The organism is Ewingella allii, assembly GCF_044430645.1.
GTDB classification, from domain to species: domain Bacteria; phylum Pseudomonadota; class Gammaproteobacteria; order Enterobacterales; family Enterobacteriaceae; genus Ewingella; species Ewingella allii.
In genome coordinates this window covers 239924-263304 of record NZ_JAWUDN010000003.1, presented here as the reverse complement: position 1 = coordinate 263304, position 23381 = coordinate 239924, and the positions used below count along the sequence as shown (strand labels likewise).

The 23381-nt window shown below is 55.7% G+C and carries 21 protein-coding genes and 1 other RNA gene; 6 read left to right on the top strand and 16 right to left on the bottom strand.

Going from position 1 to position 23381, the window contains the following annotated elements; all coding sequences use genetic code 11:
• Window positions 1-399 precede the first annotated feature (399 nt).
• Genes SBO83_RS10040 through SBO83_RS10025 form a run of 4 tightly spaced genes read right to left on the bottom strand, consistent with a single transcriptional unit; the run spans window position 400 to window position 4460 of the window.
• Complete coding sequence (locus SBO83_RS10040; protein ID WP_396131403.1) at window positions 400-1731, bottom strand: MFS transporter; 1332 nt, start codon at window positions 1729-1731, stop codon at window positions 400-402.
• Window positions 1728-2393 (bottom strand): hypothetical protein, encoded by a 666-nt coding sequence (locus tag SBO83_RS10035; RefSeq protein ID WP_396131402.1) that lies wholly within the window; start codon window positions 2391-2393, stop codon window positions 1728-1730. Before SBO83_RS10035 ends, SBO83_RS10040 begins: the two co-directional genes overlap by 4 nt.
• Window positions 2394-2406: 13 nt before the next feature.
• Window positions 2407-3756: an amidase gene (locus SBO83_RS10030; protein WP_396131401.1), complete on the bottom strand. Its 1350-nt coding sequence runs from the start codon at window positions 3754-3756 to the stop codon at window positions 2407-2409.
• 17 nt (window positions 3757-3773) lie between these two features.
• Entirely contained in the window at window positions 3774-4460 is a 687-nt protein-coding gene (locus tag SBO83_RS10025; protein ID WP_396131400.1) for a DUF2848 domain-containing protein, read from the bottom strand.
• A gap of 136 nt (window positions 4461-4596) precedes the next feature.
• On the opposite strand from SBO83_RS10025, the gene SBO83_RS10020 reads away from it, so the two are divergent.
• Window positions 4597-5274 carry an FCD domain-containing protein gene (locus SBO83_RS10020; protein ID WP_396131399.1) on the top strand — a complete coding sequence of 226 codons (678 nt, stop codon included), beginning with the start codon at window positions 4597-4599 and terminating at the stop codon, window positions 5272-5274.
• Between the two features lie 69 nt (window positions 5275-5343).
• Here the strand turns inward: SBO83_RS10020 and gcvP are convergent, their stop codons facing one another.
• From gcvP to SBO83_RS09985, 7 genes are all read right to left on the bottom strand, one after another.
• Window positions 5344-8217 (bottom strand): aminomethyl-transferring glycine dehydrogenase, encoded by a 2874-nt coding sequence (gcvP, locus tag SBO83_RS10015; RefSeq protein ID WP_396131398.1) that lies wholly within the window; start codon window positions 8215-8217, stop codon window positions 5344-5346.
• A 104-nt stretch (window positions 8218-8321) separates the two neighbouring features.
• Complete coding sequence (gene gcvH, locus SBO83_RS10010) at window positions 8322-8708, bottom strand: glycine cleavage system protein GcvH (protein ID WP_185689256.1); 387 nt, start codon at window positions 8706-8708, stop codon at window positions 8322-8324.
• Window positions 8709-8750: 42 nt separating this feature from the next.
• Entirely contained in the window at window positions 8751-9845 is a 1095-nt protein-coding gene (gene gcvT, locus SBO83_RS10005) for a glycine cleavage system aminomethyltransferase GcvT (RefSeq protein ID WP_185689255.1), read from the bottom strand.
• Between the two features lie 463 nt (window positions 9846-10308).
• Window positions 10309-11535 carry an FAD-dependent 2-octaprenylphenol hydroxylase gene (ubiI, locus tag SBO83_RS10000; RefSeq protein WP_396131397.1) on the bottom strand — a complete coding sequence of 409 codons (1227 nt, stop codon included), beginning with the start codon at window positions 11533-11535 and terminating at the stop codon, window positions 10309-10311.
• 22 nt (window positions 11536-11557) lie between these two features.
• A complete protein-coding gene (gene ubiH / locus SBO83_RS09995; RefSeq protein WP_396131396.1) occupies window positions 11558-12736 on the bottom strand; it encodes a 2-octaprenyl-6-methoxyphenyl hydroxylase in 1179 nt (392 codons plus the stop codon).
• 1 nt (window position 12737) lies between these two features.
• Window positions 12738-14054 (bottom strand): Xaa-Pro aminopeptidase, encoded by a 1317-nt coding sequence (gene pepP, locus SBO83_RS09990; protein WP_396131395.1) that lies wholly within the window; start codon window positions 14052-14054, stop codon window positions 12738-12740.
• A gap of 45 nt (window positions 14055-14099) precedes the next feature.
• Window positions 14100-14672, bottom strand: a complete 573-nt coding sequence (locus tag SBO83_RS09985) for a YecA/YgfB family protein (RefSeq protein ID WP_034793019.1) — start codon at window positions 14670-14672, stop codon at window positions 14100-14102.
• A gap of 260 nt (window positions 14673-14932) precedes the next feature.
• Here SBO83_RS09985 and zapA point away from each other — a divergent pair, with 260 nt between their 5' ends.
• The 4 genes from zapA (at window position 14933) to asr (ending at window position 16878) form a co-directional block, all read left to right on the top strand.
• Entirely contained in the window at window positions 14933-15262 is a 330-nt protein-coding gene (gene zapA / locus SBO83_RS09980) for a cell division protein ZapA (RefSeq protein WP_034793021.1), read from the top strand.
• Between the two features lie 63 nt (window positions 15263-15325).
• Window positions 15326-15509, top strand: a non-coding RNA gene (gene ssrS / locus SBO83_RS09975) — 6S RNA.
• A gap of 39 nt (window positions 15510-15548) precedes the next feature.
• Window positions 15549-16145, top strand: coding sequence for a 5-formyltetrahydrofolate cyclo-ligase (locus SBO83_RS09970; protein WP_396131394.1), 597 nt, complete (start codon window positions 15549-15551; stop codon window positions 16143-16145).
• Between the two features lie 301 nt (window positions 16146-16446).
• A complete protein-coding gene (gene asr, locus SBO83_RS09965; RefSeq protein ID WP_034790559.1) occupies window positions 16447-16878 on the top strand; it encodes an acid resistance repetitive basic protein Asr in 432 nt (143 codons plus the stop codon).
• 322 nt (window positions 16879-17200) lie between these two features.
• On the opposite strand, the gene serA is transcribed toward asr, so the two are convergent.
• On the bottom strand, window positions 17201-18439 hold the full coding sequence (gene serA, locus SBO83_RS09960; RefSeq protein WP_353503346.1) for a phosphoglycerate dehydrogenase: 1239 nt from the start codon (window positions 18437-18439) through the stop codon (window positions 17201-17203).
• A gap of 394 nt (window positions 18440-18833) precedes the next feature.
• On the bottom strand, window positions 18834-19496 hold the full coding sequence (rpiA, locus tag SBO83_RS09955; RefSeq protein ID WP_278881272.1) for a ribose-5-phosphate isomerase RpiA: 663 nt from the start codon (window positions 19494-19496) through the stop codon (window positions 18834-18836).
• Between the two features lie 236 nt (window positions 19497-19732).
• Between rpiA and SBO83_RS09950 the strand changes: the two genes are divergently transcribed.
• Window positions 19733-20635 (top strand): LysR family transcriptional regulator ArgP, encoded by a 903-nt coding sequence (locus SBO83_RS09950; RefSeq protein ID WP_034793031.1) that lies wholly within the window; start codon window positions 19733-19735, stop codon window positions 20633-20635.
• A 75-nt stretch (window positions 20636-20710) separates the two neighbouring features.
• Here SBO83_RS09950 and SBO83_RS09945 read toward each other — a convergent pair whose 3' ends face one another.
• From SBO83_RS09945 to mscS, 3 genes are all read right to left on the bottom strand, one after another.
• Window positions 20711-21430 (bottom strand): oxidative stress defense protein, encoded by a 720-nt coding sequence (locus SBO83_RS09945; protein ID WP_072009911.1) that lies wholly within the window; start codon window positions 21428-21430, stop codon window positions 20711-20713.
• A 126-nt stretch (window positions 21431-21556) separates the two neighbouring features.
• Entirely contained in the window at window positions 21557-22174 is a 618-nt protein-coding gene (gene argO, locus SBO83_RS09940; protein WP_396131393.1) for an arginine exporter ArgO, read from the bottom strand.
• 173 nt (window positions 22175-22347) lie between these two features.
• Window positions 22348-23253: a small-conductance mechanosensitive channel MscS gene (gene mscS, locus SBO83_RS09935; RefSeq protein ID WP_396131392.1), complete on the bottom strand. Its 906-nt coding sequence runs from the start codon at window positions 23251-23253 to the stop codon at window positions 22348-22350.
• Window positions 23254-23381 lie beyond the last annotated feature (128 nt).

Genomic DNA, 23381 nt, shown 5'->3' with positions numbered 1-23381 from the left:
AGCACATGCTCAATGGTGAGAATAATTGGCGTGCCTTTTACCACGATAAATAAGACTCGGTATTCCCCAACGCGCATTCGGTACCTTCCATTCGCGCCAGAGAGGGGCTTGATGTCGAGGTTAGGTCGCACATGGGGAAAATCAGCTAACTCGGCAACCATGCTCACTATTTTTTTCCTTTGGCTGGCTGGAACATCCTTTTTAAGCTCTTTAATCGACCTCATGGACCAATTCAGAGTCGCCATAATTTCCCTTAGATTCCTTAAACCTTCTCCATTTCCAAGTAAGGGAATATAAGGCTCAATACTTATATTATCAAATTAATACTTATATTTGTCGAGGGGTATCGCAAAACAGGGATCCTTCCCCGTTCTGTCGATCAATTGATGGGTTTTCATTTTATAGCGGTTTGTGAGCCGTCTCTTTGGCGGCGAAAACTGAAACCAGCGTGATGAGCAGAGCCAGCGCGACGTAGAGCGAGATTGCTAACGTGCTGTTGTACTCTTTAAACAACGTGGTGATGATAAGTGGAGCAAAGCCTCCGCCGAGAATACCTGCCAGCGTGTAGGCTAAAGAGGAACCGGCGTAGCGCACGCGGGTTGGGAACTGTTCGGTGACAAACGCCGCCTGCGGGCCATACATGATGGCGTGAATCAACAATCCGCCGATGACCGCCAGACAGATCAATACTGGCTGGGTACTGTCGAGCAACACGAAGAACACAAACGCCCAGATCATCGCCGCCACGGCGCCGAAGATATACACCGGGCGACGGCCGAAACGGTCAGACAGCGCGCCAAACATCGGCACCGTCACGGCATTCCCCAGCGCACCGAGCATGGTCGCGGTCAACGCTAGCGGGCGAGGTAAATGCAGAACCGTGGTGACGTAGGTCAGCGTAAACACCACCACCAGCGCGTAGAGCACGTCAGAACCAATGCGCGAACCACCGGCAATCAGCAGAGCACGCGGATGCTGGGTGAACACCTCTTTTAGCGGCGTATGGGTGGTGTTTTTACTCTGCTCCAGCTTGAGAAATGCCGGCGTTTCGCCAATACCGCGACGCAGCCACAGGCCGAAGAACACCAGCACCAGACTTAGCAGGAAAGGGATACGCCAGCCCCAGCTCTGGAAATCATCGGCAGAGAGCAGCACGGTGATCAGGGTAATCAACCCAGTGCCAATCAGGGTGCCGCAAGAGGGACCGACCTGCGCGAAAGAGGCGTTGCGCCCGCGCTGGTGCGGCTTGCCGTGCTCCATCGACAGCAATACTGCCCCCGCCCACTCGCCGCCGAGCGCAATACCCTGCACAAAACGCAGCGTCACCAGCAGCAGCGGGCTCCAAATCCCCCAGCTCGCATAGCCCGGCAATAGGCCCATCAGCGCGGTAGTCACGCCCATAATGACCAGAGTGGTGACCAGCACGAAGCGCCGCCCAAGCACATCACCGAGATGGCCGAACACCATGCCGCCAATAGGCCGCGACACATAGCCCACGGCATAGGTGGAAAACGCCAAAATCGTGCCGACCAGCGGGTCAAACGACGGGAAGAAGACGTGGTTGAAAATCAGCGCCGCCATGATGTTGTAGACCGTAAAGTCATACCACTCCAGGGCGGTACCGATTGAACTGGCAGCCGCCAAACGTCCGGTTTTCGGCGGGCTGTGAGTGGTATCGGCCTGATGCGTGCTGCCCTTGATTCCTGCATTTTCAGTGGTGGAAAGGCTCATGATTTCAACTCCTGCGCGGTAAGTTGCCAGCTGAGACCGTAGTGCAGCGCCTCAGTATTGGGAATATGCAAAGCCTGACATGCCAGTTCAGTCAGTTTCTGGCAGGACTCGGCGCTGCTGCTGTCAATCAACATCATGGGGATCATCGGGCGGTCTTCTGCCGACTCTTTGGGTAAAGGGGAACTGAGTGAAACATCCGGCGTTAACAGCCGTGAGCGGATAAAACCGGGCTGAGCAAACAGGGTTTCGCCCAGATGCGCAATGCGCGCCGTCAGGGCTTCTCCGGCGACATGAGACGCCAGCGGGATGATCGCCAGATGGCAGCCGCTGCCAAAACCAGTCACCGCTTCGACGGCGCACACGCGGCGCATCGGGTTAACCATTTTATCCAGACTGGCGACGGACCAAGGCGTCTGGCGGGTGAAGGCCGCGCGATAAGCGTCGGTTGAGAAGCTGTTGAGAGATTCAGTCTGATACAGCCCCAGATACTTGCGCCCTTGTCCCGCAGTGCCGATCAATTGATATCGCGTGCCGGACAAAAAACCGTCAATGCGTACGCGCTCTTCCACGTGCTCGCGGTCATACCACTGGTTGAAATCCGCTTCGTCTTGCTCGGCGACGTTGGTCGCCACAAACAGCATGCCATTGGGTAAAGTGCTCATGATTTTTCTCCTGTTATTGGGCTTTGAGGCAGCGTTCGATTTGCAGTGACCAGCTCAGCAAGGCGTCATCCTGCTGGGACAGCGCGGCCACCATCAGCCCTACCGGAGCCTCTCCCGCCTGATGGCAAGGCAGTGAAACCGCGCAGCCATCGAGGAAGTTGATCACGGAAGGGTTGCGCAGCGCAGCGCCATTAGCCTTGAAATAGGTCTCATCGTCGGCGGCCAGTTCGGCGATGCTCGGGGCGATCATCGGCACGGTGGGCATCAGCAGGGCATCAAACTGGCCGATGGTTTTTGCCACCCGCTGCTGCCAGTCGGCGCGCTGCTGCTCCAGACGCTCTCTGTCCGCCGGCCCCAGCGCCGCGCCGCGGCGAATGCGCGACACCACGCGCGGGTCATACTGCTCGCCCTGCTGTTCGATATATTTCTGATGCCACGCCCATGACTCCAGCGCGGTAAAGCCGCCGGTGGCGTTGATCTCCGCCAGCTCGGCGAACTCTTGGCAGGGGATCTCCTCAACCTGCGCCCCCGCCTGCTTTAGCTTCTCAACCGCGCGGGTAAAAGCGCGCTGCACGTCGGCATCGACGCCGTCTAATACCAGCGTTTGTGGGATCGCAAAACGCCCCCGCGCCAGAGATTTTTCACTGGTTTTCACCGGCGAGTTGGCAATCACGCCATCCAGCGCCAGGCAGGAGGCGAGGTCATGGGCGATCACGCCAATAGAGTCCAGCGCCGCCGACAGCGGCAGTACGCCTTGTTGCGAGATGCGTCGCGCCGTCGGCTTGTAGCCGGTCAAACCGCAGAAGGCCGCCGGAATACGCACCGAGCCGCCGGTGTCGCTGCCAATCGCCCCCAGCGACATGCCGTCGCTGACCGACACCGCCGCGCCGGAAGAAGATCCGCCGGGAATGCGGCGCATCGCGCGATCAAAGGGGTTAGCCGGGGTGCCGTAGTGCGGGTTGATCCCCAGCCCCGAGTAGGCGAATTCGGTCATATTGGTTTTGCCGATGATCACCAGACCCGCGTCCAACAGCTTCTGGACCACGGCGGAATCCGTTTTGGCGGCCGGGGCATCGCGCAGCACTTTCGAGCCAGCCGTGGTGCTTTCGCCCGCCACGTCGAACAGGTCTTTGATGGAGACTGGAATGCCATCCAGCGCGGACAGCGGCTTGCCCGCTTTGCGACGCGCGTCGGAAGCCGCCGCCTGCTGCAAGGATTGCTGATGATAAACGTGGGTGAAGACCTTCGCGCCTTCCCCCTGCGGGTCTTCACTGCGCGCTAACGCCGCCTCGGTCAAAGCCAGCGAGGAGGTTTCCTGCGCCGCCAGCTGTTGCAGCGCCTGACTCAGGGTGAGCTGTTTCATCGTCAACTCCTTCGTCATTACGCCACTACCGGCAATTCAGCACTTTGATAGGCATGGCTGATGGTGCGGCCCAGCACTTCATCTACCAGCTCCATGCGGAACTGCGTTGCAGGACGGATGCCACCTATCGCAGCTACCGTGCCACAGGTCATCGCCAGCCCGTTTTCCGGCTGGGCGCTGCCGTCGAGATAGCGGCCCAGCAGGTCATCGGGCTTACGCAGGCTGGACAATCGGCCTTCTTGGTACAGGCGGAATTCGCCCTCTTCTTTGATCCACGAGCGCAGGATCAGCTGATCCCAGTGATCGGCGACATCGGCCATTTTCCATACCTGGCGGGCGACGGGCTTGACGCAAATCTGTTTGGAAAGCGCCACGCTATGGGCTTCAAGCTCGCGATCGGTATGATCGGAGGCCAGCGAAACAAACTGCTCGCCCTGGTGAGTGAAAATAAAAGGTTCGGCTTCACCAGACGTGGCGCAGCCGACCACTTCGATAGTTTCGCTTTGCGTGAGCTGATTGGTCGCGACGCGATAAAACAGGGGAACTGCACTCGGACGGGGCACGCCCAGCGCCTCAAGTTCACTGATATGGTGCAAGATGGCATCGTGATCGCGCCCGGTCCAGCCAGCGATCACCAGTTGATCAATCTGAACGTTTAGTGAGGTTTCGCCAGTGTTTGCAGGTAAGGTAAAGGTTAATTTCATCTTTTAAGGCTCGCTTATTAACTGTTTTATTAGAAAGCACAGTGAAATTTCACTATAGCTTCAGTTATTAAATAAGCGATTTCCGTGCCATGATTTTGTGTAGAATGTCTAAAAATTTCCATCGCAGGAGTTATGCGTGAAATCTGTTGCAGCAGAAAGCCGCCCACAGTCGGCGTTGGATGACGCGGGTTTATCGCAAAATGAGCTGGCTTATCGTCGTTTTAAGCAGGCGCTGGTCACTCTGAGCTATAAGCCGGGTGAATATTTGAATACCGCGCAGGTGATGGCGGAGCTTGAAATGGGCCGCACGCCGATTAATCAGGCGATCCACCGGCTGGCCAATGAAGGCTTATTGCAGATAATCCCGCGCAAAGGGGTGATGGTTTCTCCGCTGTCGATTGATGACGCGCTGGAGCTGATCGAAGTGCGTCTCGCCAATGAGATGCTGTGCATGAAGCTGGCCTGTAAGCACGTCTCAAAGCAGAATATCGCCACATTAACGGCGGTAAATGAAGAGATGAATGTCGCCGTGCAGACGCGGGATCGCAACCGCATGGTGTCGCTGGACCACCATTTTCACCAGCTTCTGGCCGAGATCGCCGGAAACCTGATGCTCAAGGATATCCTCAGCGTGCTACACGCCAGAGCGCAACGCTTCTGGGCCAGTTCGCTGTCGAAAGAGGGGCATATGATTGAGGTTATCGAGGAGCATCGCGCCATTATTTCCGCGCTGGAAACGCAAGATACCCAAGCCGCCGCAGCCGCCGCCGAGGCGCATATTTTGTCGTTTAGGGATGCTTTGCTGCGGGGTTGAAGGGCGTTGTTTTGATTGCTTTTTTGCTCCCCCCCTTATCCGGAGAGGAGCAAAACGGCTTTTGGCTAATTACTCATATTCACTCATCGGTACACAGGAGCAGAACAGGTTTCTGTCGCCGTAGACGTCATCAAGACGCTTCACGCTAGGCCAATATTTGTTGTCGCTGCCCGCCGGGAATACCGCCAGCTCACGGCTGTACGGGTGGGACCACTCGCTGACCAGCTCGGCTTGTACGTGTGGCGCGTTGACCAGCGGGTTGTCTTCCAGCGGCCATTCGCCTTTAGCAACGCGGTCGATTTCAGCGCGGATCGCCAGCAGAGCGTCAACAAAACGGTCGATTTCCACTTTGCTTTCAGACTCGGTTGGCTCAACCATCAGCGTACCCGCGACCGGGAATGACATGGTTGGCGCGTGGAAACCGAAGTCAATCAAGCGTTTAGCAATATCCATTTCACTGATACCGACGCTCTCTTTCAGCGGGCGGATATCCAGAATGCATTCGTGCGCCACGCGACCGTCGCGGCCGGTGTACAGCACTGGGTAAGCATCTTTCAGGCGAGTGGCGATGTAGTTGGCATTCAGAATCGCTACCTGACTTGCCTGCTTCAGCCCCTGCGCACCCATCATGCGGATGTACATCCAGCTGATTGGCAGGATAGAAGCGCTGCCGAACGGCGCCGCAGAAACCGCGCCATTCTGAGTCAGTACGCCGTCAATCTGCACCACGCTGTGACCCGGAACGAACGGAGCCAGGTGCGATTTCACGCCAATTGGGCCCATGCCCGGACCGCCACCGCCGTGTGGGATACAGAAGGTTTTGTGCAAGTTGAGGTGCGACACGTCCGCGCCGATGTAGCCCGGCGTGGTGATCCCCACCTGTGCGTTCATGTTCGCGCCGTCGAGGTAGACCTGACCGCCGTACTGGTGAACAATCTGGCACACTTCGCGGATGGTTTCTTCATACACGCCGTGGGTTGACGGGTAAGTCACCATGATGCACGACAGCTCATCGCCGGCCTGAGCGGCTTTCTCGCGCAGGTCGCTTAAATCAATGTTGCCCTGCTTGTCACAAGCTACCACTACCACGCTCATGCTGGCCATTTGCGCCGATGCTGGGTTGGTGCCGTGAGCAGAACTTGGGATCAGGCAGATGTGGCGGCCGCCTTCGTTACGGCTTTCGTGGTAACGGCGGATAGCCAGCAGGCCAGCATATTCGCCCTGCGCGCCGGAGTTTGGTTGGATACAAACCGCGTCGTAGCCGGTCAGCTGCACCAGCCACTGGGAGAGCTGGCCGATCATCTGCTGGTAGCCCGCAGCTTGTTCAACCGGGCAGAACGGGTGCAGCTCGGAGAATTCAGGCCAGGTGATTGGGATCATCTCGGCAGCGGCGTTAAGTTTCATGGTGCAAGAACCCAGCGGGATCATCGCCTGATTCAGCGCCAGATCCTTTTTCTCCAGACGGTGCATGTAGCGCATCATCTCAGTTTCGCTGTGGTACTGGTTGAACACCGGATGAGTCAGGATCGGCTCTACGCGCTGCATAGCGGCAGGGATCGAGGCATTATCGCTGCTCACGGCTTTATCAAGCTGATCGATGTCCAGACCGTTGTCGTCACCCAGCAGGGCGGCGAACAGCACTTGCACATCTTCACGTGAAGTAGCTTCGTCCAGCGTGATGCCCACGGCGCCGTGGATGTCGGTGCGCAGGTTCAGGCCGAAGCTCAGGGCGCGCTCCAGCGTCGCGGCTTTGTCTTTCACTTCAACCGTTAAGGTGTCAAACCAGGTGTCGTGGCGCAGCGTCAGGCCACCTTTTTTCAGGCCAGCGGCCAGAATGTCGGTCAGACGGTGAATACGGCTGGCGATGCGTTTCAGGCCAACCGGGCCGTGGAATACCGCGTACAGGCTGGCGATGTTCGCCAACAGAACCTGCGAAGTACAGATGTTGGAGTTGGCTTTCTCGCGGCGAATATGCTGCTCGCGGGTCTGCATCGCCATGCGTAGCGCGGTGTTGCCCGCGGCGTCGCGCGATACGCCGATAATACGGCCCGGCATGGAGCGTTTGAATTCGTCAACGCAGGCAAAGAATGCCGCGTGCGGGCCGCCGTAGCCCATTGGCACGCCGAAGCGCTGGGCGGAACCGAATACCACGTCCGCCCCCTGCGCGCCCGGTGCGGCAAGCAGCACTAACGCCATAATGTCGGCGGCAACGCTGGTGATGATTTTGCGTGATTTCAGCTCTGCCAGCAGTGCGCGATAGTCGTGCACCTGCCCGGTGGTGCCCACCTGTTGCAGCAGCACGCCGAACACGCCTTCCAGCTCGAGCACTTTCTCGGCTTTATCCACGATGATGTCGAAACCAAAGGTTTCAGCGCGGGTGCGAACCACGTCCAGCGTTTGCGGATGCACGTCGTCAGCCACGAAGAAGCGATTGGCGTTCTTCAGTTTGCTGGCGCGTTTGGCAAGAGCCATAGCTTCGGCAGCGGCGGTCGCTTCGTCAAGCAGAGAAGCAGACGCGAGGTCCAGACCCGTCAGGTCGAGGGTCAACTGTTGGAAGTTCAGCAAGGCTTCAAGACGGCCCTGAGAAACTTCTGGTTGATAAGGGGTATACGCCGTGTACCAGCCCGGATTTTCCAGCATGTTGCGCAGGATAACCGGCGGGGTGAGCACCGCGCTGTAGCCCATACCAATGTAAGATTTGTAGCGCTGATTCTGGCTGGCGATAGCTTTCAGCTCAGCCAGTGCCTGATGTTCGGTAACGGAATCACCCACGGCTGGCGGGCCCGGCAATTGGATGTCCACCGGCACGATTTGCTGGATCAGGGCATTTAACGAGTCGGCACCGACCGTCTCCAGCATCTGTTGTTGCTGCTGAGAAGACGGGCCAATGTGACGGCCGATAAAGGATTCACTGTGTTCAAGTTGGCTGAGAGTCTGAGTCATTTGCTACGCATTCCTGAATCTGCATGGTGGTGTCGAAGGACAACCGATAACGGGCAAGCGGGGACTAAATCTGCCCCGTAAACGGCTTACGGGGCAGCACTTCATTACTCGTCGATACCTGAAAGATAGGCGTCAGCGCTGAGTAACTTAGCGATTTCGCTTTCGTCAGAGGCTTTAATCTGGAACAGGAAACCGTCGCCGTAGGGCGCGCTATTCACCAGTTCAGGTGAGCCTTCCAGCTCAGAGTTAACGGCAATAATTTCGCCGCTGATTGGGGAATAGATGTCAGACGCCGCCTTAACGGACTCGGCAACGGCGCAGTCTTCACCGGCCGTCACTTCGCGGCCCACTTCTGGCAGGTCGACGAAAACCATGTCGCCCAGCAATTCTTGCGCGTGCTCGGTAATGCCTACGGTGTAAACGCCGTTACCCTCTGAACGAACCCATTCGTGCGACGCGGCGTATTTCAATTCTGATGGAACATTGCTCATGAAAGAATCTCCAAAAATTTTCAGATATTAATGAATTCGTTATTAAACCAACGGCTTACCGTTACGAACAAAACCAGGCTTGGTTACTTTTACTGGCATTTCGCGGTTACGGATCTGCACGATGGCGTTTTCGCCGATGCCAGCCGGAACGCGAGCCAGCGCGATGCTGTAACCCAAAGTCGGTGAGAATGAGCCGCTGGTGATAACGCCTTCCTGCTGGTTGCCCGCAGCGTCGGTGAAACGCACCGGCAGCTCATTACGTAATACGCCTTTTTCGGTCATGATCAATCCAACCAGTTCTTCGGTCCCCTGCTCACGCTGCTTTTCCAGCGCGGCGCGGCCGATGAAGTCGCGATCTTCCGGCGCCCAGGCGATGGTCCAGCCCATGTTAGCCGCCAATGGAGAAACGCCCTCATCCATCTCCTGACCGTATAGGTTCATGCCGGCTTCCAGACGCAGGGTGTCGCGCGCCCCTAACCCGGCAGGTTTGACGCCAGCCTTCAGCAGTTTCTGCCACAGGTCAGCGGCTTGTTCTTGCTTCACGGCAATTTCGTAGCCCGCTTCGCCGGTGTAGCCGGTGGTGGCGATAAACAGGTCACCGGCTTGCACGCCAAAGAAAGGTTTCATTCCAGCGACGGCTTGTTTTTGCTCTTCAGTGAACAGCGTGCCAGCGCGTTCTTTGGCCTGCGGGCCTTGGACGGCGATCAGCGCCAGATCATCGCGCACGGTGACTTCAACGCCGTAGGCTTCTGCATGCTGCGAAATCCATGCCAGATCTTTGTCGCGCGTGGCAGAGTTCACCACCAGGCGGAAATAGTCTTCAGTGAAGAAGTAGATAATCAGGTCGTCAATCACGCCGCCGGAGGCGTTAAGCATGCCGGTATAAAGCGCTTTGCCGGGGACGGTCAGTTTGGCGACGTCGTTGGCCACCAGATAGCGCAGGAATTCACGAGTGCGGGCGCCGTGCAGATCAACAATCGTCATGTGGGAGACGTCGAACATGCCAGCGTCCTGACGCACCGCGTGGTGCTCATCAAGCTGTGAGCCGTAGTGCAACGGCATCATCCAACCGTGGAAATCCACCATGCGCGCACCGCACGCCACGTGTTGTTCATAAAGCTGAGTCTGCTTAACCATCTTGATCCTCATTAACCTGCGAATGCAAAAACGAAGTCGGAATATCGGAATATAAATTGCTCTCGTTTCCCCTAAATCATTCGCGCTGTATCAAGGCGGCAACTGAGCGAGTCTTAAAAGCTTACTCAAGTATGTGACTGGGCCGAATAAGAGCAGCCAACGCCAAAATAGCGTGAAGGATCACAGGGTGACGCAAACGTTATCCTATAGGTCGAACTTATCACCGAATCCCCCTGCTAACCATAAGTTAAAATATCAGTATCTGGAGAAACAGCAGGGATAAGCGAGGAGTATTGTGCAGAGTTTCTGACTAGAAAAATGGGGTTTATGGCGCAAAATCTACAAATGAACCACAAAAATCTCGATGTTATATAACGAAGAGGCCGGATATCTCACCATTTGCAGAATGGGATATCCGGCCTCGCATTATAAAAAGTAATGGGAAAAAGGCGCTGAAATTAGATTATTTCAATCGAACAGGATCCTGCTCTAGCCATTCGGGTAAATCATTCAGTCCCATTGCCTGACGCACCAGTTTTGGCTTCACGCCAGGCAGGGAGTCCGCCAGCGTCAGGCCGATATCGCGCAGCAATTTTTTCGCCGGGTTATCGCCATTGAACAGTTCACGGAAGCCCTGCATACCCGCCAACATCAGCGCGGCGCTGTGTTTGCGGCGGCGCTCATAGCGGCGTAGATACATGTGCTGGCCGAAGTCTTTGCCCGCGCGCTGCAAGCGTCTGATTTCAGACGCTAATTCGGCGGCGTCCATAAAGCCAAGGTTCACCCCCTGCCCGGCCAGCGGGTGCACGGTGTGCGCGGCGTCGCCCACCAACGCCAGACGCTGGGCGGCAAAGCTGCGCGCGTAGCGGCCGGTCAGCGGGAAGGTCAGACGTTCGCTTTCAACGGAACACAGCCCCAGACGCAGGTCGAAGGTGCTGGCGAGCACTTTATTAAAGGCTTCCTTGGACAACGCCGACAGCCGCTGGGCCTCATCCGGAGAAACCGACCACACGATGGAACACAAGTGCGGGTCAGCCAGCGGCAGGAATGCCAGAATGCCTTCGCCATGAAACACCTGCCGCGCCACCGACTGATGAGGCTCGGCGGTGCGAATAGTGGCGACCAGCGCATGGTGGCGATAGTCCCAGAAGGTCAGCGGGATATCCGCATGCTGGCGCAGCCAGGACTGCGCGCCATCCGCGCCAACCACTAGGCGGGCGCTGAGCTGGCGGTCATCGTTCAAGGTAATAAAGGCGTCGTTTTCGCCCCAGGCCACGTTTTTCAAGGTCGCCGGACAGAGCAAAGTGATGTCAGAGGAGTGCTCGGCTTTTTGCCACAGGGCGCGCAGGATCACGTCGTTTTCAATGATGTGCCCCAAGTGGCTGAAACCATACTCTTCGCCACGAAAAGCAATTTTCCCGAAGCTGTCGCGGTCCCACACTTCCATGCCTTGATAGGCATTGACGCGCTGGGCGGTGATGTTGTCCCATACGCCGATATATTTCAGCAGGCGCTCGCTGGCGGCGTTAATGGCCGACACGCGCAGACCCGGCGCTGCTGGCAGAGGAGAGTCGAGATCGGGTTGGTGGCTGTCCACCACGGCAACGCGCAGGCCGCTGCCCTGTAACCCACAGGCCAGCGCTAGGCCAACCATGCCGCCACCGGCGATAACTACATCAAAAGATTGCATAAATTTTCCTGTGGGAAGAGATTCAGCGGGTTACCCAACCTAGCGTGCGCCGGGTAAAGGCGTCGCGTAAAGGTGTAATGCCTTCCATCGCCATCAGGCCGAGATTGCGCCCGACCATCAAGGGAACATAGCGATTGGCGAAAAGGTGGATCAGGCCGTCGGTCACTCCGACCGTCGCCTGCTGGTCTGGCTGGCGACGCTGCTGATAGCCACTCAACACGCGGTAGCTGCCAATGTCATTGCCGGCCAGATGCGCCGTCGCCACTGTTTCTGCCAAGGTCATGACGTCACGCAGGCCAAGGTTAAAGCCCTGCCCAGCTATTGGATGCAGGGTTTGCGAGGCGTTGCCGACCAGCGCCAGTCGATGGCTAATATGGCTGTTGGCGGTCTGCAATTGCAGCGGATAGCTGAATCGCTTGCCCGCCTGCTGCATTTTACCCAAGCGCCAGCCAAAGGCTTTCTGTAGCTCGGCGAGGAATTTCTCTTCGCTCCAGCTATCAATGTCAGCCTGCGCCTCGCGCGGGTGGCACCAGACCAAAGAGCTGCGCCCTTTCGACATCGGCAGCAGCGCCAGCGGCCCGTGCTCGGTAAAACGCTCAAAAGCCCGGCCGCGATGAGGTTCGCCAGTGACGACGTTGGCGATCACCGCAATTTGGCCGTAATCCTCGCGCTGCCAGCGAATGTTGCAGGCTTTGCCGAGCATGGAGTGAGAGCCGTCTGCCGCCACCAGCAGCTTGCCGTCGAGCACGTCGCCGTTGTCGAGCGTCACGCTGGCACCTTCAACCCTACGCTGCACGTCAGTGACTTTCGCCGGGCAGTGCAGCGTGACGCCGGGTGCCTCTTTCAGCCGGGCAAACAGCCGTTGGCCTACGCCGTGCAGCTCAACCACCTGCCCCAACGCTTCCACGCCGTAATGTCCGGCATTGAGATTCACAAAGGCCGCATGGCCGCGATCGCTGACATGAATGTCGCTGATTGGCGTGGCGATATCGGATAAGGCAGACCACAGCCCGATGCGCGCCAGCTGCTGGCAAGTGCCTTGGGCCAGCGCGATGGATCTGGCGTCAAACCCCGGATGACCACTGCCACCCAGCGAAGAAGCTTCAATCAGATGCACCGGCAGTTGACCATGAGTCAGCGCGGAGATGGCCAGTGCCAGCGTGGCGCCGGTCATCCCGCCGCCAACAATAATAATGCTCATATTATTTACGGGCCGCCGCCATCAGGGCTTCAATGTCATCGGCCTCTTTCACCACGTCGCCGGTGAAGATTTCAATGCCGTCGGCGGTGATCAGGATGTCATCTTCGATACGGATACCAATGCCGCGATACTGCTCAGGGACATCGGCGTCTGGCGCGATATACAGGCCCGGCTCGACGGTCAGGACCATGCCCGGCTCGAGAGTGCGGGTGCGCTCAGGGCTGCCGTAGTTGCCGACGTCATGCACATCCAGCCCCAGCCAGTGGGACAGGCCGTGCATAAAGAACGGGCGGTGCGCCTGCTCGCTATAAAGGGTGTCGACGTCGCCGTGCAGGATGCCGAGCTTGACCAAACCTTCCAGCATCACACGGACGGCGGCTTCGTTGGCTTCTTGGATGCTGCTGCCCGGACGTAACACTTCCAGCGCTTTGTATTCTGAAGCCAGCACGATGTCATAGATTTCGCGCTGCGCTTTGCTGAACTTGCCGCTAACCGGGAAGGTGCGGGTGATATCACCTGCGTAGCCTTGGAACTCACAGCCCGCGTCAATCAGCACTAAGTCGCCGTCGCGCAGCTGGGATTCATTTTCGGTGTAGTGCAGGATGCAGCCGTTTTCGCCGCTGCCAACAATGGTGTTATAGGAAGGGAAACGCGCGCCGTGGCGATTAAATTCGTGATGAATTTCGCCTTCAAGGTGATATTCAAACAGGCCTGCGCGGCATTTTTCCATGGCGCGAGTATGGGCCATGGCGGTGATTTCACCGGCGCGGCGCATCACGGCAATCTCTTCCGGCGATTTGAACAGGCGCATTTCATGCACGATAGGACGCCAGTCGATGACGGTGTCCGGCGCACTCAGGCTCTGGCGTGAGCCTTTGCGCAGCTTGTCCATAGCGCGATTGACGATCTCGTCAGCATAGGCATATTCGCCCTGCGCGTGATACAGCGCGTCAAGACCGTTAAAGAGAAGATGAAGTTGGGTGTTGATGTCGTCAAACGGCAGTGCGCGGTCGATGCCCAACTTAGCGGATGCCGCGTCCTGACCCAGACGGCGACCAAACCAGATCTCAGCAGTCAAATCACGCACGCGGTTGAACAGCACGCTGTGGTTGTGATTCTCATCGCTTTTCACCAGCACCAGCGCGGCTTCCGGCTCGTTAAACCCGGTGAGATACCAGAAGTCGCTGTTTTGACGGAAAGGATAATCACTGTCAGCACTGCGCAATGCTTCTGGCGCAGCGAAGATAATTGCCGCGCTGCCCGGTGCCATCTTGGCTAACAGAGCCTGACGGCGATTTTCGAATTCCTGCTGAGTCATCACTTCATCTCCCGAAACGGTTTTAATTTATTGTTATATGACTAATTAATGCAGCGTGCGCGGGCTTTCCGGTGCCAGCGGGTGGCTGTGACCAAATTCGCCGAAGCATAAGATAGCCGCCACGCGAACGTACTCGACCACCTCTTCCAAAGAAGAAGCCAGCTGCTCTTGGTCTTCATCTTCTTCATAACCGAGCTGGGCAATGCTGCGCAGGTCGTCAATGGCTTCGCCCACTTCGCCTTTCACTTTGGCGAGCTTCGGCTGCATCATGCCCAGACCCAGCAAGAAGTGATTTACCCAACCAGCTAAGGCGTCAGCGCGTTCGAAAATGTGCTTTTCGTCGTCCGGCATTAACATGTTGAATTCAAAACTGTCATCTTCCAGCGTGTCAGCAGTGGCTTTGCGCAGCTGTTGCAGCAGGTCCGCTAGCGTGTGGGGGAAGGCCATGCCTTCATTGGTCAGGTCATGCACCAGCGTCAGCCAGCTGCCGTCACGATTACCGCCGCACAGCAGGCCGCTGATAAGTCCGTGCATTTCCGCCGCGGTCAGCGCGACAGATTGCTGTTTCAGCGCGTGATCCAACGAATCATAAGTAGGATAAGTATTCTCAATAGACATGCGTATTCGCCATCGTTGGTCGGTTAAGTTCGTGTTATGCTACCACCAAGGTCAGTCGTAGTACCAGATTAGCAGACCAGCGAATGGCAGTTGTTGAGCCTCTCTTTGGCCGGCAAATGCACTGGACAAACATCCAGCAATCAGTTCGTCATGGGGTTGTAACCTGGTATTGAGATAGTTATAGTGAGGCCGCTTCCAACGACCTGTGCGAGTCACAGTGCTTGTGTTGGCGCGGCGTTCAAAGAAGGCAGGAAGGTGGCATGTCTGCACAACCGGTAGATATTCAAATTTTTGGCCGCTCGTTAAGAGTGAATTGTCCGCCAGAACAACAAGAAGCATTGAACATGGCTGCTGAGGATCTTAATCAGCGGTTGCAAGATCTTAAAGTTCGCACTAGAGTCACCAATACAGAGCAGTTAGTTTTCATCGCGGCACTGAATGTGTGTCACGAACTTGCTCAAGAACGGTTGAAAACCCGTGACTATGCCTCCAATATGGAACAACGTATTCGGATGCTGCAACAAACCATCGAGCAAGCTTTGCTCGAACAAGGTAAGATATCGGAACGCGAAGGGGCTCCTTTCGAATAAGTTCGATGACTCATACTAAGTTGTTGATTTGCTCGTCACAGGCAGTCAGCAATGAGTAAAAAAATTTCTCTGAGATGTTCGCCAGCGGGCCCGTCCCCTGAGCCGATAATTAGTACCAACAGAATGTGATGATCCGTAATCGGTGCGCATGCTCGGTCCGTCCGAGAAGCCTAAAGATTGCGACAGCACGTTCACCTTGAACCATGGGTTCAAGGGTTACAGCCTGCGACGGCATCTCGGAGATTCCCCTTTCTAGTCGGTACACCCCATTTTGGTTGTTGTATCTATGTCGAACACTCCCCAGCACGCATCAATCCGCCAACAGATTCGCACTGAAGTCCGTCAACGCAGAAAAAATCTTACGTCCGAGCAGCAAAGTCTCTTTGCCCAGCAAGCCGCTGAACGCGTGGCGACACATCCGCGTATTCAAGCTGCCAGCACGATCTCTGTGTTTCTCTCTTTTGATGGCGAACTGGATACCGCGCCGATGATTCAGCGACTATGGCAAGAAGGCAAGCACCTCTGCCTGCCGGTGCTGCACCCTTTCACACCCGGCAACTTACTTTTTCTGCGCTATGACCCCGACACCACTCTGGTACGCAATAAGCTGAAGATCCTCGAGCCGTCCCTCGACGCCACGCAGATTGTACCTTTATCCCAATTGGACATTATCCTTACGCCGCTGGTCGCCTTTGATAGCCACGGGCAGCGTTTAGGCATGGGCGGCGGCTTCTACGACCGCACGCTGGAAAACTGGCAGGACGGCGGTCCCTATCCCATCGGGCTGGCGCATGATTGCCAGCAGGTGGAAAGCCTGCCAGTAGAGCATTGGGATGTGCCTCTGCCTGAAGTGATCACCCCTGGCAAAGAGTGGCAGTGGTAGGATTCGTCTAATCCCGCGGTTTAACCTTCATCTTTTCGCCCCCTCCCCCTGGTTCTAACCCTTTATGTTCTCCTTATGTATGCAATAAGTTCAGTATGTTGTAACTAAGATAGTATTTTGTACATAACCAAAGTCACATGAAAACTTTAATTAATTGATATTAATGGTTTTTTAGAATTGTACAGAGCGTTACACGCCGAAACCAATCACTCACGGACAACGCGGTTCGACACGCCTATTATTCTTCCATCGGCCCCGCAGTGGGGTAGACACTTAAACCGAAATTCTTGAGGAATTAAACATGAAAAAAGTATTAGCTCTGGTTGTTGCCGCTGCAATGGGTCTGTCTTCTGTAGCTTTCGCTGCTGACACTACTGCTGCACCAGCTCCTGCTGCTGCGCCAGCTGCAACTACCGCTGCTCCAGCGGCTGCTGCTCCAGCTGCAAAAGCACCAACTAAGCATGCTGTTAAGCATAAGAAAGCACACAAGAAAGCGGCCCAGAAAGCCCAAGCTGCTAAGAAACACAAAAAAGCGAAGAAAGCCGCACCAGCGCAGAAAGCCCAGGCTGCTAAAAAGCACGTAAAACACGCTAAGAAAGCTGCTCCAGCACAGAAAGCCCAGGCTGCTAAAAAGCACGTAAAACACGCTAAAAAAGCTGCTCCAGCACAGAAAGCTCAGGCTGCTAAAAAACACGTGAAACATGCTAAAAAAGCTGCTCCAGCAGCTAAATAAGTAAGAAGTCTTGGTGAGATTATTCACTCACTGTTAGTAAGACTGATTATTCAACACCCGGTTCGCCGGGTGTTTTTTTCTCTGGTTTACTATCTTGAGGGGCTGATAATGATGCTGCGCCGCTACCTTTTTGAAATCACACTCAGTTCTTTGATCCTCTGTGGTCTGATCACCCTCTCCTTCCTGATGCAGTTCGAAGTGCTCTAATACTCAGCTTTCGCTTTTCCCGCAATTCCCCTCTCTCCAAACCCAAAACTCGCCAAATTTTAGACATAAAAAAACCGCCTTGCGGCGGCTTTGTTATTCATTTCAGCCAATCAAATCAGTACAAAAGACGCGCGCGAATGGTGCCTGGAATGGCCTTCATCAGCTGAAGCGCAGTCGACAGCGTCGCGGTATCGGTTTCAACATCGATAACCACGTAGCCAATCTGCGGGCTGGTCTGCAAGTACTGCGCGGCAATGTTGATCCCCTGCTCGGCGAAGATCTGGTTGATGCTGGTCAGCACGCCCGGACGGTTTTCATGGATATGCAGCAAGCGGCTGACGTTTGCGCCATGTGCTGGCAGAGAGGCTTCTGGGAAGTTAACGGCTGATAGGGTGGAACCATTGTCAGAGTATTTCGCCAGTTTGCCCGCCACTTCCAGGCCGATACCTTCTTGCGCTTCCATGGTTGAACCACCGATGTGCGGAGTCAGGATCACGTTATCAAACTCGCACAGCGGAGACTCGAACGGGTCGCTGTTGGTGGCTGGTTCTTCCGGGAAAACGTCGATAGCCGCGCCGGACAGATGCTTGCTGCGCAAAGCGTCGCACAGCGCCGGAATGTCAATCACCGTGCCGCGCGAGGCGTTAATCAGCAGTGCGCCCGGCTTCATCTGTGCCAGTTGATCGGCACCGATCATATCTTTGGTGTTCAGGGTTTCTGGTACGTGCAGTGTGACGACGTCGCTGGTTTGCAGCAGTTCGTTCAGGCTGGCGATCTGTTGCGCATTGCCCAGTGGCAGTTTGCTTTCGATATCGTAGAAGAAGACGCGCATCCCCAGCCCTTCGGCCAGAATACCCAGCTGTGTACCGATATGGCCGTAACCAATGATACCCAGACGCTTACCGCGCGCTTCGAACGAGCCGACGGCCAGTTTGTGCCACACGCCGCGGTGTGCTTTGGCGTTGGCCGCAGGAATACCGCGCATCATCAGCAGCATTTCGCCCAGCACCATTTCAGCCACTGACCGAGTGTTAGAGAACGGCGCGTTGAAGACCGGAATACCGCGCTTAGTGGCTGCATTCAGGTCAACCTGGTTGGTCCCGATGCAGAAACAGCCTACGGCAACCAGCTTTTCAGCGGCGGCGAATACTTCTTCAGTCAGTTGAGTACGCGATCGGAGTCCAACAAAGTGCGCATCACGGATCGACTCTTTCAGCGATTCGTTATCTAAAGCACCTTTGTGAAATTCAATATTGGTGTAACCCGCGGCGCGGAGTGTATCAACCGCACTTTGGTGGACGCCTTCCACTAACAAAAATTTAATCTTGTCTTTCTCAAGTGATACTTTTGCCATTTCCCGACCCTATTTGTTCTGACTGATTATTCTGACTGACGACGTGTGCAAACGATGGTGTTTTTAAAGCTGACGTGGCGGCCGTGAGGCAGCAACATAGCCAACATAACAAAAAATTCGCCATCATCAATACAAACGATTGCCTCGTGGCTAGCAGAAGCCTCAGTCAGCCGAGGGCTTTACAGAATTTAATGCTGAGGAAGAAATTTGCAGCCGGATGTTACCGAGGTATGGGGCAGGAATGTGACATAAGTCACCAAATTCGGCCTTGCGAAGAAAAGATGATTCAGGCGGTAAATTATCATCTTCATAACATTGCATTATGACCGCAGCATGACTGGCTGCGACGAAACTCGCGCAGCCAGATCTTCTACTTATCGCTCAGGCAGTCAGATCACTTTAGCGTGACGGTTTTGACCCCATCTGCGGTGCCGACCAGCGCGATATCCGCGCCACGGTTAGCAAACAGACCGACGGTAACCACGCCCGCGATGCTGTTGATCTTATTTTCCAGCGCGATGGCATCGAGAATCGACAAGTTGTGCACGTCCAGAATCACATTGCCATTATCAGTGATCACATTTTGGCGATACTCAGGCAGGCCGCCCAGCTTGACCAATTCGCGCGCCACGTAAGAACGCGCCATCGGGATCACTTCGACCGGCAGTGGGAATTTGCCCAGCACGTCGACCTGTTTGGACGCGTCAACGATACAAACAAACTTCTTACTGATCGCCGCGATAATCTTTTCACGCGTCAGTGCCGCACCGCCGCCTTTGATCATCTGCATCTGGTGGTTAATTTCATCGGCACCGTCAACGTACACCGCCAGTTCATCCACTTCGTTGCTATCGAAAACGTGGATACCCAAGCTTTTGAGTTTGGCGGTCGAGGCGTCTGAGCTGGAAACCGCACCTTCGATTTGATGCTTGATGGAGCCTAATGCGTCAATAAAATGGGCGGCGGTAGAGCCGGTGCCAACACCAACAATGGTGCCTGGAGTCACGTAGTCAAGCGCGGCCCAACCAACTGCTTTCTTTAATTCTTCCTGAGTCATCATGGCTTCTCTGCTGTTTTGCATACGGGGAACGACGCCAATGATTATAAAGCATGTCCCCGCAAATTGGGCAGTCGCCTTCCGAGCCAGATCACACTTATATAAGTCGGCAGGGCAAGTTATGGCGCAGCGTCAGCTGGCAATAACTTGCGGGGAGAGCCGTTTTAGTCCACCCCAAATGCGCTAAATCTGTGGCATAGTGTTTTAATAAATTAAATCCAAGGGACAGAACTCCGATGAAACGCCCAGACTATAGAACGCTTCAGGCGCTGGACGCTGTGATCCGCGAGCGCGGTTTTGAGCGCGCCGCGCAGAAGCTTTGCATCACTCAATCGGCGGTATCTCAACGTATCAAGCAGCTCGAGAATTTGTTCGGCCAGCCTCTGCTGGTCAGAACCGTACCGCCGCGCCCGACTGAGCAAGGGCAAAAATTGCTGGCGCTGTTACATCAGGTGGAACTGCTGGAGGAGGAGTGGCTGGGCAATGACAGCGGCACCGACAGCAATGACACTCCGCTGCTGCTGTCGCTGGCGGTCAACGCCGACAGTCTGGCGACTTGGCTGCTGCCCGCGCTGAAATCCGTGCTGGTCGACTCGCCCATTCGCCTGAACTTGCAGGTGGAAGACGAAACGCGCACCCAAGAGCGCCTGCGTCGCGGCGAAGTGGTGGGCGCAGTGAGTATTCAACCGCAGCCTTTACCGAGCTGTCTGGTGGACCAACTGGGCGCGCTGGACTATCTGTTTGTCGCCTCCAAGCCCTTTGCCGATCGCTATTTCCCCAACGGCGTGACCCGCTCGGCGCTGCTCAAAGCCCCGGCCGTGGCCTTTGACCATCTCGACGATATGCATCAAGCCTTCTTGCAGCAGAACTTCGATTTATCGCCGGGCAGCGTGCCGTGCCACATCGTTAACTCGTCAGAAGCCTTTGTGCAGCTGGCTCGTCAGGGGACCACCTGCTGTATGATCCCACATCTGCAAATCGAGAAAGAGCTGGAAAGTGGCGAACTGATCGACCTGACGCCGGGCCTGTTTCAGCGCCGGATGCTGTTCTGGCACCGTTTCGCGCCAGAAAGCCGCATGATGCGTAAAGTCACTGACGCCCTGCTGGCCCACGGCCGTCAGGTGCTGCGTCAGGATTGATTGGCATTCTAGCCAACAAAAAACCCGCCGAGGCGGGTTTTTCTTTTTAAGCATTAAACTTAAGCATTCAACGACTTAGCGTTGCAGCTCAAACACTACGTCGACCTGATCGTCAAAGTGGATGCTTTGCTGCTCGTACGTTTGCGCCGCGTCGCTCTGGGCAGAGGCTTCAGCCGCTTTGTACATACGCGCTACCGGCATTGGCTGGTAGTTGGCGACGTGGTAGCGAATGCTGTAAACCGGGCCGAGCTTGGCGTGGAAGCCTTCGGCCAGTGATTTAGCCTGCTCTGTTGCGTTATCAATCGCTTTCTGACGAGCCTGATCGCGGAAGCTTGCTGGGTTCGCCACCCCAAGCTCTACCGAGCGAATCTCATTTAGGCCGGAGCTTAGCGCGCCGTCCAGCAGGTCATTCAGCTTATCCAATTGACGCAAAGTCACCTGAACCTGACGCACTGCACGGTAGCCTTTCAGCTCGGTGCCGCCATCTTTCAGGTAGTTATATTCGGGTTGGGTGCTCAGGTTAGCGGCGTTGATGTCCTTCTTCTCAATACCGTTCTTCTGTAGGAATGCAAAATACTCTGCCACGCGCTGGTCAGCCTGTTTCTTCGCTGACGCGGCGTCCTTGGCCGATACATTGACTTCAATCGCCAGTGTCGCAATATCCGGCGTTGCGTCCACGCTGGCAGTCCCTGACGTTACTACGTGGGGACCCGCAGGTACCTCAGCAGCCTGAAGTGCAGCAGGTAACGTCCCTAATCCCAACATTGCAGCCATCGCCAATGCTTTTAATTTCACAGTGCCTCCATTAATCATTCCAGATTTGGCATTAAACTCGTTCACTAACCTCAAAACCCTAGCATAGTAGAGCAATTAACAGGGGAAGATTAGAGACAAAATCTTAAAAATGCCCGGCGGGAAAGTTTACATGTGCAGCGTTTGGCGAGCCAGTTGAACGGCAATTCCCCACATAATCGCGCCGACCACGAAGTTAATCACTCGCTGCACTTTGCCACTGTTGAGCCAAGGGGAGAGCATCGCGGCCAGTATGGCCAAGCCGAAGAACCAGATACCCGACGCCATCACGGCACCCAGCGCAAACCACGAGCGCTCGTCGCTGCTCAGGCTGCCGCCGAGGCTGCCCAGCACCACGAAGGTATCGAGATAGACGTGCGGATTGAGCCAGGTCACGGCCAGCACGCTGACCACGATTTTCCAGCGGCTCTGCTTCGCCACTTCCGCCTGTGCGAGTTCAGGATTTTTGGCAAAGGCCGTGCGAAACGCGCCCCATCCGTACCACAGCAGGAAGGCCACCCCGCCCCAGCTCACCAGCGCCAGAATGGTCGGTGACTGGCTGAGCAGCGCGCTGCCGCCGAAGATGCCGGCGCAAATCAGCAGGGCGTCGCTGATGGCGCAGAGCGAGGCGATCATCAGGTGATATTGTTTACGAATCCCCTGATTCATTACAAAAGCGTTTTGCGGCCCGATGGGTAAGATCATGGCCGCGCTCATTGCTAACCCTTGAAAGAATATTGCCAGCACGTCGAAATCCTTAAAAATCCAAAGTGGAATGACGCGCAGTTTATGCGAGCTTGGTCATTAGCGGAAATTGATAATTCTAATCCTTCATAAGCTCCGCTAATTACCTAGTTTCCTGAGTCTCAGGCATAAAAAAGGCGCCCGCAGGCGCCTGTTGGGTTCGAGCTGAAGGAGGCTTATTCCGCCACGCCTTTTTGCTCGATTGAACGCTGATCTTCCTGCTGGCTCGCCGCGGCATCGGCCACGTGATAGAGATGAACATCCATCTGCGGGTAAGCAATATTGATGTTGTTTTTATCCAGCGCGCGTTTGAAGGCTTCCAGCAGATCCCAGTTCACTTCCTGCGCATCGCCGTTAGTGGTCCATACGCGCACTACGAAATTCAGCGTGGAAGCCGCCATTTCGTTTAGTCGAACGGTAACGCCTTTGTCGTGTTGAATGCGCTTGTCGGCCGCAATAATGTCGCCCAGCACCTTCTTCACCGTGTCGATATCGGAGTCATAACCGACGCCAACGATGATCTCGGTACGGCGGTTTGGCTCGCGAGAGGTGTTGATGATGTTACCCGCGATAATTTTGCCGTTCGGCACCACAATCACTTTGTCGTCAACGGTACGCAGCGTGGTGGAGAAGATCTGCACCTGCGTCACGGTACCCGCAACGCCGCCTAAATCGACATACTCACCGGCGCGGAAGGGACGGAAGATAACGAGTAGCACGCCCGCAGCGAAGTTCGACAGCGAGCCTTGCAGCGCCAAACCTACGGCTAAACCGGCGGCACCGATAACCGCGATGACAGAGGTGGTTTGCACGCCAATACGGCCCAGCACGGCAATCAGCGTGAAGGCGATGATGGCGTAACGCACCAGCGCAGCAAGGAAGTCTGACACCGTCAGATCAATGCCACGCAGTTTCATCACACGGCTCACTGCACCTGACAGCACGCGAGCAATAATCAAACCGACAATCAGGATAAAGATCGCGGCGACAATATTCACGGCATAGTGCAGCAATAATTCCTGATTGCGCACTAGCCAATTTCCAGCATTGTTAATGCTGCCTACAACGTTCAAATCTTCCATTCGAAACACCCCTAAAAGTACCCACGCGGGTAACCAGAAAAACCACGCTGAAAAAACCAGCGGATGGACTCCTCAAGCTTTTAAGGGTAACTAACAATGCGTTGAAGTGCCAACCCTGCGGGAAAGAC